The organism is Streptomyces sp. NPDC005070 (assembly GCF_053600395.1).
On record NZ_JBSFZS010000158.1, the window covers coordinates 1 to 14,184 of the forward strand.

General features: G+C 69.5%; 8 protein-coding genes. 3 read left to right on the top strand and 5 right to left on the bottom strand.

What is annotated here, in order from left to right; genetic code table 11:
- The 3 genes from ACWEBX_RS33185 to ACWEBX_RS33195 form a co-directional block, all read right to left on the bottom strand.
- Positions 1–214, bottom strand: a 214-nt coding sequence (locus ACWEBX_RS33185; protein ID WP_451888475.1) for a hypothetical protein, incomplete at its 3' end; no start/stop codon positions are given.
- Positions 211–1,323, bottom strand: a complete 1,113-nt coding sequence (locus ACWEBX_RS33190) for a ferritin-like domain-containing protein (RefSeq protein ID WP_451888476.1) — start codon at positions 1,321–1,323, stop codon at positions 211–213. The genes ACWEBX_RS33190 and ACWEBX_RS33185, both read right to left, overlap by 4 nt.
- Positions 1,320–3,248 carry a GMC family oxidoreductase gene (locus tag ACWEBX_RS33195; protein WP_451888477.1) on the bottom strand — a complete coding sequence of 643 codons (1,929 nt, stop codon included), beginning with the start codon at positions 3,246–3,248 and terminating at the stop codon, positions 1,320–1,322. The genes ACWEBX_RS33190 and ACWEBX_RS33195 overlap by 4 nt, the downstream gene beginning before the upstream one ends.
- 1,245 nt (positions 3,249–4,493) lie before the next feature.
- Here ACWEBX_RS33195 and ACWEBX_RS33200 point away from each other — a divergent pair.
- Positions 4,494–7,895, top strand: a complete 3,402-nt coding sequence (locus ACWEBX_RS33200; protein WP_451888478.1) for an ATP-binding protein — start codon at positions 4,494–4,496, stop codon at positions 7,893–7,895.
- A 48-nt stretch (positions 7,896–7,943) separates the two neighbouring features.
- The gene (locus ACWEBX_RS33205; protein ID WP_451888479.1) at positions 7,944–9,797 is read left to right on the top strand and encodes a glycoside hydrolase family 15 protein; all 1,854 of its coding nucleotides are present in this window, start codon (positions 7,944–7,946) and stop codon (positions 9,795–9,797) included.
- Positions 9,798–9,920: 123 nt separating this feature from the next.
- On the opposite strand, the gene ACWEBX_RS33210 is transcribed toward ACWEBX_RS33205, so the two are convergent.
- A complete protein-coding gene (locus ACWEBX_RS33210; protein ID WP_451888480.1) occupies positions 9,921–10,400 on the bottom strand; it encodes an SRPBCC family protein in 480 nt (159 codons plus the stop codon).
- 129 nt (positions 10,401–10,529) lie between these two features.
- Positions 10,530–11,357 carry a DeoR/GlpR family DNA-binding transcription regulator gene (locus ACWEBX_RS33215; RefSeq protein ID WP_384783260.1) on the bottom strand — a complete coding sequence of 276 codons (828 nt, stop codon included), beginning with the start codon at positions 11,355–11,357 and terminating at the stop codon, positions 10,530–10,532.
- 280 nt (positions 11,358–11,637) lie between these two features.
- Here ACWEBX_RS33215 and ACWEBX_RS33220 point away from each other — a divergent pair, with 280 nt between their 5' ends.
- Positions 11,638–14,001 (top strand): hypothetical protein, encoded by a 2,364-nt coding sequence (locus tag ACWEBX_RS33220; protein WP_451888481.1) that lies wholly within the window; start codon positions 11,638–11,640, stop codon positions 13,999–14,001.
- Positions 14,002–14,184 lie beyond the last annotated feature (183 nt).

The window sequence follows — 14,184 nt, forward strand, 5'->3', positions numbered from 1 at the left end:
GGGGGGCCCGGGTGCGGCTTCCGGCCTCGCCGGCCGCGTCGGCCCGGGCCGCCCTGTGGGCCTCCAGGAGGGCGGTGACGATCTCGTCGCCGCAGGCGGCCCGGACTTTCGCCAGATACGGGTGGGCCATGCCGGTGCCGAGCAGATCGGTCTCCTCGAAGGCGGTGAGGTCGACCGACAGGAGGAGGAACTTCTCGAACGACGGGGCGGTCATCGCGTCACCGTCCGGGTGGTCTCGTCGGCACCGGGTGAGGCCTCCGGGTCGGGCCCGACCGCTGCCGGAATCTCGAAGGTGGGACCGGCGTGCAGGCCGCCGCCGCCCGGCAGGGGGGTGCACACCAGCCGGTTGAAGCCGTCGCGCAGGCGGAACATTTCGCAGACGCTCTCCTGGAGGACTTCCGGCTGTCCGTTGAACGCCTTCGTGAGCAGGGCGAGGAACGCCCCGTAGTCGGCGTTGAAGTCCCGGGCGACACGGGCGAGTTCCGAGCCCGCCGGATAGTCGGCCAGCCGGACACTCGTCTTCACCTTGTACACGTCCTCCCAGGCGATGCTCAGCGGAGGCCCCGAAGGCGCGCCGGGGTGGTCGCCCACCTGGTAGTAGCGCCCGAGTTGGAGCTGCCGGAACCGGTAGTAGTGGGCCAGTTCCCCCTCCGCGTCGTAGATGCCGGAGTCGAGGCCCTCGCCCTGGCCGGCGATGAGGCGGAGCGCCCGCTGCGCCGATTCCAGGTCGGAGACGACGACCACCTCGCCGCCGCCGGAGTAGAAGTACTCGGGCCCCACCTGACGGGCCGGATCCCCGTGGAAGAGCGCGGGATCGTTGGCCGCCACCTTTTCGAGCCCTTCGATGATCTCCTCGTAGAACTCGCCGATGCTGTAGAAGCGCATCTGCTCCGCCGTGGGGCTGGAGACTAGGAAGTGGGTCTTGCGGTCCGGTGACTTCACCAGCCGCGAGTCGGCACCGGGGGCCTTGCCCGGCCGCTCGATCTTGCAGAACGTCTCCACCGCCTCGGGGGAGAAGGGCCGCAGGTCGACGGTGAAGTCGTCCTCCCCGTCCGGCAGACGGGCCGGATAGGACGGCACGAAGCCGGGGCGGGTCAGGTCGGGCGTCCCGCCGATGGCGTTCAGGACGTTGGCGGCGAGGGTCAGATGCAGCATCTCCTCCACCGCGGTCACCCGGATGATGTGGGCGGCGTCGGAGTTGGTGCTGGAGTGGATGGAGTAGTACGCGGTCAGGTACGGCGGGATGGTGGCGTGCTCGAGCGCCATCGCCGCGTTCAGGTAGGCGAGCAGGTCGTCACGGTTCTCGATGGTCGACGCGATCATGAGGCCGCCTCCCCTGAGGTCGGCGCCGGCCGGCGCTGGTCGGAGGTGACGGTGATCGGTGCGGTCTCGGAGTCGAGCTGGGCCAGCATGGCCCGGACGCTGCGCAGGCACAGGGCGGCGAGGGTGAGCGTCACGTTCGAGGTGCCCACGGTGGGCATGCTTCCCCCGCCGACCATGTACAGGTTCTCGTGATCCCAGCACCGCTGATCCGCGTCGACCACCGAGGCCGACGGCTCGCGGCCCATCACGTGGGTGCCGGCGAGGTGGTTGCCCCCGCGGATCTCGTATCCCTCGCCGTCGTGGACGGCGTAGCCCCAGAAGTTCGGGTTGTACGCGGTATGGTCCTCGGCCCCCAGACGGGCGAAGATCCGTCTCGACAACTGCCGGGCGTACGCCACGCCCCGCATCGTGTACTCGGGGACGTTGTACGTGAGAACGGGCCGCATGTTGCCCAGCTTGTCCGTGAAGTCCGGGCTCACGGTGACCCGGTTGCCGGGGTCGGCGGGGACCTCGACCATGAACGCGAGCTGCAGCTGACGGGACACCCGGTCCACCAGGCCCTGGCGGAGGGACTCGCCGTAGCGGCCGCCGGAGTCCACCAGACCGATCAGGTCGGTCATCGGCGCACCCCGGGCCCAGCCCCAGCCGTCGTTGTGGATGTCGACGGTGAACGCCGCCTGACGGCTGCGGAAGCGACCTCCGCGCAGGTCGGCGATGCCGCCCGTGCAGATCGTGCCGCGGAAGGTGCCGGCCACCTCCGGCAGCAGCGCCCACGCGAGCAGGTAGGCGTGGTCCATGAAGTTCCGCCCCATCAGGCCGCTCGAACCGCGCAGGCCGGAGGCCAGCATCAGCCGGGGGTTCTCCACCGCGTTGGCGGCCAGGACGAACAGCCGGCCGCGGGCTCTCATCGTGGTGTAGCCGGGGCTGTCGGGCCGGTCGTAGCGGCGGTACTCGATCTCGGTCACCCGGTTCGTGCGCTCGTCGACGTGCACCTTGTGGGCCACCGCCTGCGCCACCAGGTCGACCCGGCCGCTCTGGAGGGCCAGAGCCAGGGTCTTGCCGGCGTTGTACTTGGCCTGCACCGGGCAGATGGGCACGCAGTTGTTGTTGCCCTGGCAGCGCTCGCCGACCTCGACCTGGTACGCGCTCACCGCGCCTCGCGGCACATAGCCCTTCCCACCGTCGTAGGCCGGGTTCGGTATCCCGTTACGGCCCTGCGGGAACGGCCGGACGCGCAGTTCCCGCCGCTCCCCGTCGAGTTCGACCGGCATGCCGTCGACGTCCTTCGCGACCGTCCGGTCCAGATAGGACAGGGGCAGTCCCTTCATGGGGAAGACGTAGTCCTCGTCGAAGCTGATCCCGAGGTAGGCTTGGTCCTCCACGTCGGCGGAGACGCCTATCTCGCGTTCGGCCTCGCTGTAGTACGGGGCGAGGTCCTCGTAGGTGAGCGGCCAGTCGGCCCCTTCGCCGTAGAGCGTCCGCATCCGGAAGTCCTCGGGCAGCATCCGCAACGCCTTGCCCTCCCAGTGCATGGTGGTGCCGCCGAGGACCCGCGTGTAGGTGGTGTCGGTGGCGAAGGGTCCGCTCTGGACGATGTAGGACGAGGCGTCGGGCGCACCCGGGGTGATGCGCCGTGCGTCGGTGCCGCGCGGCATCGGGGCATTCGCGACGGCCGGGTAGGGAGCCTGGTTGTCCTTGCTGACGGCTGAGTAGAACCGGTCGAGATAGCGCTCGTAGCCCCTGAGGGTGAGGTCTTCGGCCGGGCCCGCCTCGAGCAGCAGCACCTTCCTGCCTGCCTGGCTCAGCCGCAGGGCGACGAGAGCGCCGGAGATCCCGCCGCCGACGATGACGGCGTCGTAGAGAACCTCGGCCGCCGCCCCGGGGTCGGTGCGGTGCGCCGCCCCCTTGGGAAACTTCGCGTACATGGGACAGTCACTCCTCCACTGCCAGGCACAGCCGCGACCGGCGTGGCGGGCTGGGTCCGCGTCGGCCGGCCGCGGTCACACGGCGTCGGCCCGAACGTGCGTGGCGGACACAGGGGAGACGTCGCCCGGCGACCGAGGACCGCTGTGGACGCCGAGTGCGGCCGTAAGCTGCCGCCACGGGTAGGTGTGGGGACTCTGCGCGAGCGAGCCGATGAACGGCGCAAGAGAGCGCAGATTGTTCATGGCAACTTCGATGGTCAAGCTGCGCGTTGGTGTCGTTGCTGCTGACGCGGCGCACAAGCCACTGTCGCGTCAGCAACGATACGCGCGAACCCTCAAGATCGCTGAATGTGCCGCGGGCGTCTGCCGCACGCCGCGCTCCGGGTGAGAGAAACCTGAAGGAGCCTCAGGAAACCTTTTCCACGCACAATTTCCCGAATGCCGCGGTGGGTCACCGTGGGCGGCCCGTGCGTCCGGTACGCCCAACACGCCTGCCCTGCCCGCCTGGTGGCAGTCGGCCCCGCCCGCCACCCGGCAAGCGGTCATGGGCGCGCAGCCGGCTCCCGCCACCCAACTGCTCGTCCTGCCCTGGGAAGAGACCTCCTCGCGCTGGAGCACGGCACTCGCTGGACGTCGCCGGCTCGCATACCGGTCGCACCGATGTCCGGAGACAGTCCCCGCCTGTTCCCCGGTCGCGCGGGCGGTCTCCCGCGACCTGCCGGCGGTCGTGTTGCGATCTTCCCCACCAGTGCTTTCATGGAAATGAAGGCATGCGTGCCAGCGGAATATGCGCGAGGCGGAAGACCTCGGTGTGGGGCGGCTGTGTTGCGCTGTGGCGGTGTGGGGCGGAGGACGCGCGGGCGATGCGCGGTGCCACGCGCAGACCTGACCTGTTTCCGTATGTGTCCACACCCGGCGCTCGTATGACGTCCCGTCAATGATGTGCAGCGCGGAGGGAACGTCCTCATGCCCACCAAGGTGATCCGCCGGCCGGACGGCAAGGAACGGCCGCACAACGCCCCCTGGTACACGCTGTACCCGAGACGGTGGTGGTCCCGGCTCTCCGGGGCGACCCGCAAGGAATGGCGCACGTTCAGGACGAAGCGGGAGGCTCACAAGAGCATTGCCGCGGCACGTAGTTGGCGGCCGGGGTGGTTCTCTCTGGGCCCGCTTCTGCGTGTATACGCTTTCGTCGGTACGGCTGTGCTGCTGATTTGGGTGGGGCTGCTCATTTACGATTTCCGCGTGAATGACCAGGTGGTGGAAAGCAAGGACAAGGAATCGCAGCTCCATAAAGTCCTCGATTCCCTGTGGCTCGACGCTGTCTCCCATATCGTGGGTCCGGTTCTGACAGGGTCCTTGATACTGACATTCTTCCTTCTCTACTGGTATCACAAGACCAAGAAACCGCTCATCGAAAAGGCGCGTACGCGTCCGCACGAGCTGGTCTCCACGGCCGGAACCTTCGGTAACCGCATCGTGGGGCGCCGTGAACTGTCCCAGGTGATTGCCCAGACACTCCGTAACCGTAAGACCCGAAAGCCCTATCTGCTCGTCGGCGGTGTGGGCGTCGGCAAAACGGCCGTTCTGGTGGAACTCACTCGGATGCTCGCGCAGCAGTCCGCCGTTCCCGTACCCATCAGTCTGCGCGACATGAAAGGCGACGGAGAGCTCGACTTCGAGGAAATGGCACGGCGCCGCTTCGCGGAGGAGGCGGACCAGGGAGTGCTCGCCGGCAGCAACATCGACAAGACCTGGCGGCAGCTCCGGCTCGACGGCAGAGTGGTCGTGATCGCCGACGGCCTGGAAGAGGCCCTTCTCGACGAGAAGTACCAGGAGGACCGCGACAACATCATCCGGCGGGCGATCGAGCGGGCTGACCGCCAGAAGCTGCCCCTGGTCATCGCCTCGCGCCCGCACACACCGCTGGAGGGCACTCGCGCGGCGATCGCCGACATGGAACCGCTGAGCGAGGAAGCGGCCCTGGAGTATCTGGTGAGGGAACCGGGCGAGCTGGACGAGCGCCGCCTCGACTGGGTGGTGGAGACCGCGAAGGTCGTGGAATCGCCGATCTATCTGCGGATCGCCCGCCTGTTGCAGCAGTGCGGGCTGCTCGACCACCTCACCCTCCGCGGCGAAAAGGACCGCCTGGACACCCGGAGCAACGACTGCTCCACTCTCAGGCTCGGATTCCTCAACACCTATCGTCAGGCCATTGAAGACGGTCGCATATTCGATGATCTGGTGATGGGGCGCGAGGAACGCCGGGAGACCATGTGGGTCGTGTCGGCCATGGCCTGTTTGGGACTTCTGCAGGACAGTATCGAGGTGACGTTCGACGATTTCGTCAGCGCACACGCGAACGACCTTCGGCGCCGTGCGCGATCTCAGGAAAATCACCAGGAATCGCCGGACGCTGCCCAGCAGTACGGAACCCGCCTTTCCATTTCCGCGGCGCAGCGCGACGCGATCTGGGGTGTGATGTACCGAAAGATCGGCGGCTCGGCACACTGGCTCAACACGTTGGACTACCCCAACGAATGCCGGACCGAGCTGGCGAGGCACACCGCCAACGGACAACTCCTGGGACTCGTGTACGGCCGCAAGAACAAGGTTCGTTTCCCGCACAGTATCCTCCAGGCGTACATGGGTTATCGCCTGCTGAAGGAAATGCCGGACGACAGGATCGCCGCGGTCGTCGAACCGGCGCTGCACAGCCCGGGCCCGTCGCGGGAACTGCTCATCGCTCTGGTACTGCTCTCACGTCACCGGGCAGCTCCTCTCACCTCCCGGTCGGCCGCCGCACAGCGCGTCCCCCGCGCCAAGAGCCGTCACGCGACATCGCCGAAACTGGCCGAGCTGCTCAGCAACGCCGCCGCGGCCCGGCATGACGCGAAGTACTTCGACCTGTACGCCGCGGCCCTGGACATAGACTGCGTGGATCCGGTGCCGATGCAGGACAAGCTGGCCCACGAGCTCGATGAACAATGGGCCGGCCTCGACATCAGAGGCGATCAGCGGACCATCGAGAGCGCGAAGCTCAGGCTGGTACGGAACTTCGGAGCCGCTCTGCGTGAACGGGACCGTCGCAACAAGGCGAGTCGTCCCCTCCCGGAATGTTCGGGACAGGATCCCGCGCGCCCGACGCTTCCCTACAAACACCTCTTCCAGATCGGCACGCACGAGCCCTCTCACGCTGTCCGGATCGCGATCGCACACCAGATCGCCGCCGGTGGCGATGCGGCCTTCCAGGAACTGCGCACGGAATTCCCTCTCGGATCCGATCCCATAACCCAGTACCTGGGAAAGATCCGAGACGCCAAGCAGAAGCTCGACCGGGACTACACATCGTGGCTCAACGAGGAGGAGCCGGACCCTGCCGCCGGTCCGGAGGCGGCGGAGAAGAGGCAGCGGGAGCACGACTGGATGGTGAGGGAGTACGAGCAGTGCCGGACCACATGGTGGCGCCACTTCAGCCTCCGGGCCTGGCTCGTTCCCATGGTCGTCGGGTCCGTCTCCGAGAAGTACCGTGACGAGGCCAAGGAACGGCTGAGCATCTGGTTGCGCAACCTGACCGACCAGACCGGGGAACAGAGTCCGCTCATGCCGCTCTCCTTGGAGAACGCCCTGGCCCAGGGCTTCAAGAACGCGGCGAACCGCAGGAGACGGCATCCGGAGGCCTACGAGGAGACCCGGGCCTACCTGGTGAAGCAGGCGGAGAGGATGCTCACCTGCAGCCGCTACTGGTACGCGCAACTGAGTCTGCTTCAGGCGCTGTGCCTGTGGGAGCTTCCCGACACCTTCGGACGCACCTCCGGGTCCGGCGCGGCGAACCGGCGGAGCGGTTCCGCGTCACCGTCCACCAGCCTCACGAAGGACGACGACGCGGCATCCAGTGGCCCCATGGAGCCCATAAAGTCGGTGACCCGATGGCTGGCGATGGCCGGAAGCGCACACGAGAAGACCCCGGCCCACATCGGCGCCGCGTACCAACGGCAGGGCGAAAAGGTCCTCCACCCGTTCATCGCGGAAGCCGGTGATCTGGTGACCCTGGCCCTGGAGACGGGCCACCCCGAGCGGTTCCTCTGGATCGACGAGAACGAGATCAGCGACAGCGTCGGTTCCACCCCGGCCGATCCGGACCGCTACCGCAAGCACAACCTGTGGATCTCCCCGTCCGTCGGCTGGAGCAGCCTGCATCCACGAGCGCAACGCCTGCTCGCCGACATCATGGTCCTGCTCAACCTCACCCAGGGCGACGGCAGCCCGGACGACATCGAGGAACGTCTGAAGCTCTCGAACAAGCCCGGACTCCCGCACTGTCTCACCCACGACCGAGGCCTGCTCCACCCCGAACGCAGCATCGGCCGGGCCGACAAGGGCGAATCCCGCACCACCTGCACGTCCCCGTGCGAGTTCCGTCTGTGCCCCTATCCCCCCAAGGCCGGAAACGCGCAGGCGGAAATGGCGGAGCTGTTCTGCCGGCAGCAACAGGCGCTCCTGCACAGCCGCTTCCGCTGGCACCTGCCGGCCGTCAGCCGGCACACCGCGCCATGGGTCAGCGTCCCCGTCAGGGAGTTGCACGCCTTCTGGGAGGAAATGGCCAACCGGAACCGCAAGAGCACCGACGACGAACACCTCATGTGACACCGCCTCCTTGGCACACCTGCTTGGACAACCGAAAGGCGCGCTCCGATGAACGGCTACCCACTCATCGAGAATCACGGTCTCATCGGCGATCTGCAGACCGCGGCGCTGGTGACCACCGAGGGCATGGTCGACTGGTTCTGCTCACCACGGTTCGACTCGCCCAGTGTCTTCGGGGCGCTGCTGGACAAGGAGAAGGGCGGTCACTGCACGGTCCGGCCGGCGCATCCGACCCACGCGACCAAGCAGTTGTACCTGCCCGGCACGGCGATCCTGGTGACCCGGTTCATGACCGAGGCGGGCGCCGGCGAGGTGGTCGACTTCATGCCCGTGACCGGTACGACGGTCACCTCCCGGCACCGGCTGGTGCGTCTGGTCCGCTGCGTGCGCGGCACCATGACGTTCGAGGTGGAGATCGCCCCGCGGTTCGACTACGGACGTTCGAAGCACGAGGTGCACATCACCGAGCACGGAGCGGTCTTCGCCGCGGAGGACGGCACCGAACTCACGATGCACCCCATCCGTGAACCGGAGGACGAGCGACTCCTCGACGTTCTCACGGACCAGGACGGCGACCTGCGCCTGTCGGTGACACTGCGGGCCGGTCAACAGCGTGGGCTGGTTCTGGAGACGGACGCCGACGGACCACCGGCCGAGATCCGCCTGGACGCGTACGAGCGGCTCTTCGAGCAGACCGTGGCGTTCTGGCGCTCCTGGCTGGCGCAGTCCCGCTACACCGGGCGCTGGCGCGAGATGGTGGAGCGTTCCGCGATCACGCTCAAGCTCATGACCTTCGCACCCAGCGGCGCCCTGGTGGCCGCCCCGACGACGGCTCTCCCGGAGCAACTGGGCGGCGAACGCAACTGGGACTACCGCTTCACCTGGATCCGTGACGCCTCGTTCTCCGTGTACGCGCTGCTGGGGCTGGGCTTCACCGAAGAGGCCCGGGCGTTCATCGCCTGGCTGGGCGACCGGGTCAAGGAGCGGGCCGGCGAGAGCGGGACCACGGGCCCGCTCAACGTCATGTACAAGGTCGACGGCTCGGCCGACCTGGACGAGCAGGTCCTCGACCACTGGGAGGGGTACGCGGGCTCGTCGCCGGTACGGATCGGCAACGGCGCCGCGACACAGCTCCAACTGGACATCTACGGCGAGGCGCTGGACAGCATGTACTTCGCCCACCAGCACGGATTCCAGATCGGGCACGCAGGATGGACCTCCATGCGGGAGAACCTGGACTGGCTGGCCGATCACTGGGACCAGCCCGAGGAAGGGATCTGGGAGACCCGCGGAGGGCGCCAGGACTTCACCTACGGCCGGGTCATGTCATGGGTGGCGTTCGACCGCGCCCTGCGCCTCGCCGAGTCGAAGGGCTGGCCGTCGGCGTACGGCCGGTGGCAGACGGAGCGGGACGCCGTCTACGACCAGGTCATGGCCAAGGGATGGAGCGAGGAACAGCAGGCCTTCGTCCAGCACTATGGCAGCGGCGTACTGGACTCCTCGCTGCTGCGCATGTCCACGGTCGGTTTCCTCAGCCCCGAGGACCCGATATGGGCCTCGACCCTGGACGCCATCGAGCACAAGCTGGTCAGCGACAGCCTCGTCTACCGCTACGACCCCGAGGCGTCGCCCGACGGCCTGCGCGGCTCGGAGGGCACTTTCTCGCTGTGCACGTTCATGTACGTCGACGCCCTCGTCCGGGCGGGGCGGACGGACCAGGCACGACTGGTGTACGAGAAGATGATGGGGTACGCCAACCATCTGGGCCTGTACTCGGAGGAGGTGGACCCGACGGGCCGTCAACTCGGCAATTTCCCGCAGGCGTTCACCCATCTCGCCCTCATCGACGCGACCCTCACCCTCGACAAGGCACTCGACGGAGGCCGGCCGGGGTTCGGTTGAGCTCCGTTGTTCCGGTCGAGCTCCGTCATGCCGGGTCCGGCCCGACACGACACTCGACGTGAGCGAGCCCGGTCGGGCCGCCCTTGAAGTCGGGCCCCGGCTTGAAGTCGGGCCGCGGCGATTTCAGGCGGGCGTCGACGCGAGCCGACGGTCCAGCTTCGTCACCGCGTCGCGGAAGGCGCGGCCCAGGCCGCTCCGCCCCACGGTCAGTGCCGCCCGGAAGAAGGCGGTTCCGTCGGCGGCGAAGGTCCACTGCACGCGCGTCCCCTTACCGGCGGGCGTCAGCCGCCACTCCTCGACCAGGGCGCGGAGCCCCGGCGCGTTCGTGGCGTCCGCCCGGTACGTGTACACCTCGGGAGCCTCGCTGACCAGTATGGTCTCCTCGAAACGGGTTCCGCCGCGGAGCCGCACCTCGCGCCCGGTGCCGTCGGCGGCGGGACGGACGAGGGTCACCGCCGAGAACCACTCGCTCCAGCCGGACACGTCCTCGGCGAGCGCGGAGAAGACGGCCCCGGGAGGAGCCGTGACCTCCCGCGCGAACACCAGTCGCAGCGGAGCGGTCTCGACGAAGTCGGATCCCACCGGACGCAGTAGACGTGCCATGCGCGAACCCCCTTGCGACAAGCGGAACGTGGCCGCCACCGGTACGGAACGCCCGTGCCGGCCCGCGCCACGGACGGCACCCACGCTGTGACCGGCGGCGCGAGCAGCGTCACCCTAGCTGGCGGACCGTCAGATGTCTGTATCGTCCTCGGGTTCACCGGCCACCACCAGGCGCAGGTGCTCCGAGATCTCCGCGCGCGCCTCGGCGGGCATGCCGCCGTCGGTCACCAGCGTGTCGACCTGGTCCAGCGCCGCGAACGAACTGAGGCCCACCGTGCCCCACTTGGTGTGGTCCGCCACCACGACGACCCGTCGCGCGGACTGCACGAGCCGCCGGTTGGTCTCCGCCTCCGCGAGGTTCGGCGTCGACAGCCCCGCCTCCGCCGATATGCCGTGCACACCGAGGAAGAGGACGTCGAAGTGCAGAGCCGCGATGGCCTGGTCGGCGACCGGCCCGACGAGTGAGTCGGACGGCGTGCGCACCCCGCCGGTGAGGACCACGGTGGCGGCACCCTGACGCTGCCCGGAGGTGCGCTGCGCGGAGTGGAACACGTCAGCCACACGTACCGAGTTGGTGACCACGGTCAGGTCCGGGACGTCCACCAGATGATGAGCCAGCGCGTACGTCGTCGTACCACCGGAGAGCGCGATCGCCGAGCCCGCCGCGACCAGCTCGGCCGCGGTCCGCGCGATGTCCTCCTTGGCGGTCAGCTCCAGACCCGACTTGGCCTCGAAACCCGGTTCGTGCGTGCTCGCCTCGACCACGGGCACCGCGCCGCCGTGCACCTTCTCGACGACACCCTGACGGGCCAGTGCGTCGAGGTCACGGCGGACCGTCATGTCGGAGACACCGAGTCTTCGCGTCAGCTCGTTCACGCGGACGCCACCGCGGCGACGTACCTCGTCGAGGATCAGAGCGCGACGCTGCTCCGCGAGGAGGTTCTGATTCTCACTCACGACCGCTCCGGTCCTTTCGTCGCTGCCTGCCCGACACTCCGCCCGAACCCACTCCCACGTGGACATTCTCCTTGCCCGAGGTCTGGAGGACGCCCCATCCTTGCACGGCACACCCTCGGTCGCGCCACTGCCCGGGCGCCCGCTGTGCACCTCCTGTGCCGCGGCGTTCACACGTATCGGGGAGATTTGGTGCCTTCGGGTGCGCACGACGACCGGAGCGCGAGAGCCTGTGCCTGCACATGACACCTGAGACACGCGTGGCACGGGGAAGTGCGGAACAGTGGAACGTGCACGGGAACAAGCCGTCGACGGGGAGCCCGGCAGCCCCGCACCGCGGCCCGAAGCAGCCGGTACAGCGCTGGAGCTCCTGGTCCACGGTGTCGGTGGCACCACGCCGGAGGAGATGCTGAACGATCCGCGGACGGTGCGGATCACCGGCGACGCGACGGCTGCCGTCTTCCGGCGCGCCGACGACACCGACGCCGAGGAACGCCCCGGTGACCCCCGCGGCGGGCCGGTGCGCGAGGCGTACGTCTGGTGCAACCTCACGTCCGGCAACGGAGCCCGTGCCCTGTGGCTCCTCCTCCTGCCCTTCATGGTGGTCAACCTCGCGCACTGGATGCGTCCCGCCTCGCACGGTCACGGGCGGACGGTGCGTCTGTACGGGCTGCTCGTGCGTCTGGCCGGACTCACCCTCACGGTGCTGCTGGTCGCCGCCGCCTGCGAGGTCGCCCTCGATCTGGCCGCCTGGCAGTGCGCCGGGACCCGTCTGTGTGTGCGCAACCACTCCTGGCTCGGGTTCCTCTTCCCGGACCGGCCCGACGCCGGCTGGTGGAGCCGTCCCGGCCGCCGCCTCGCCCTGGCCGCACTGGTGCCCGCGGCGCTCACCACGCTCCTGTGGTACCTCTCCCACCGCACGTGGAGCGCGTACGAGTCGCAGCAGCCGCCGGCCCGCGCGGCCGAGGCCGACGAGGAGACCGACGGCACGGGACTCGGCCGCCCCGGCTTCTGGTACGGGCGCCGCCTGGTGGCCCGGCTGCGCGCCGCGCACACCGCCGCGGGGTTCCTGACCGTCGCCGCGGCCGTGGGTTCCCCGGCCGCCCGCCACGACCGTGCCCCGGGCGGGTCCGCCGTACTGGAGACGCTGGGCGGGCTGCTGAACGCAACGCTCCTGGCGGGCGGGGCCGTTGTGCTGTGGGTGGTCTGCCGTCGCGGCCGCAGCGAGAACCGGATCGACCACGGACGCGACCTGGCGCTCGTGCGCCGGCTGCCGCTGGGCGCGGTCGCCCTGCTCGCCCTCACCCTGGTGTACGCCGGCTGGTCGCGGCCCCACTGGCAGTCGTCGGGGCGGCTGGCGGGCGACGCCACGTTCGGCGGCCTCACGCTCGTACAGGGCGTGCTCGTCATCGCACTGTGCGTGGTCGCTCGCGCTCTGTACCGCACGGCTCCCCAGGCCGTGGATCCTGGCCGGACAGCGGACGGCGCCCCCGGCCCGCGCACCGCGATGCGCGGCTTCGCCGGACCCGCCGTCGCCATGCTCGGCTGCGCGCTCGGCGGTGTGATGTCCGGAGGCGTGTCCCAGCGGGTCGCCGACTGGCTCGACGGCACCCGCCACTCGATCCCCGGGCCGCCCGTCCTGCTGACCTGGCAGGCTTCCGCGATCCCGCCGCTGCTCGTCGTCCTGCTCGCCCTCGTCGTCCTGCTCGCCCGGCGCACCTGGCGGCTGCGCCGCCGCGAGATGTGCGCCGTCGAGCGCGAGTACGCGGGCGAGCCCGGGGACTCCGCACGTACCCGCCGCATCGCGAGCACCCGCGCGATGGCCGCTCTCACCGACCGGGCGCCGCTCATCGTCGGGGTCCTGTCGTCCGTGACCCTGCTGCTCGGGGCCTGCGCCCTGGTCGGGGCCCTCGCCACCGGTGACACCCCGAGCGAGGCGGCCCGGGGGGCGAACGGCTTCGTCCTCGGCGCGGCCGAGACCGCGCAGGCCCTGGGCTCCTGGCTCATCGGCCTCGGCTGCATCCTCTTCGTCACCTGGGGCCGGCGCGCCTACAAGGACCCGGCCGCCCGCCGCACCATCGGCATCCTCTGGGACGTCGGCACCTTCTGGCCGCGCGCCGCCCACCCCTTCGCGCCGCCCTGCTACGCCGAGCGCGCGGTGCCGGACCTCACCTGGCGGATGGCCACCTGGACCCGGGCCACCGGCGGACGTCTGGTGCTCTCCGGACACTCCCAGGGCAGTGTGCTGGCGGCCGCCGCGGCCTGGCAGCTCAAGCCCTCGGTACGGGGGAGGATCGCGCTGCTCACCTATGGTTCACCGCTGGAGCGCCTGTACGGACGCTGGTTCCCGGCCCACTTCGGCCCCGCCGCGCTGGCCTCGCTGCACCGCGAGGTCGCCTGCTGGCGCAATCTGTACCGGCGCACGGACCCGATCGGCGGACCCGTCCGGCTGCCCGGCGACTGCGGTCCCGAAGTCGACCGCGAGCCCCTCAAAGACCCGCTCGCCTACGGGCGCACCGCCCGGCAGCCGCTGCCCGCGCCGGTGCTCGGTCACTCCGACTACCAGGCGGACCCGGTCTTCGCCGCCGAGCGCGAACTCCTGCTGGAGCGCCTGCTGCCCGAGGTCCCGGGCCAGCGACCCCGCTAGGGCCTGTCTGACAATTCCCGTCTGCCCGGCGACGCCATGCACGCTCCCCCAAGCTCTTCGAGCAGGGGGGACCCCCACTCGCCGCACCGGCCCCAGACCCGAGTACGTCCAGTACGCGGGTCTGGGGCCGGCACGCCGAGAGCACGCACCTGACGCCGCCGGGCCGCCCTTCGGGCGACGACG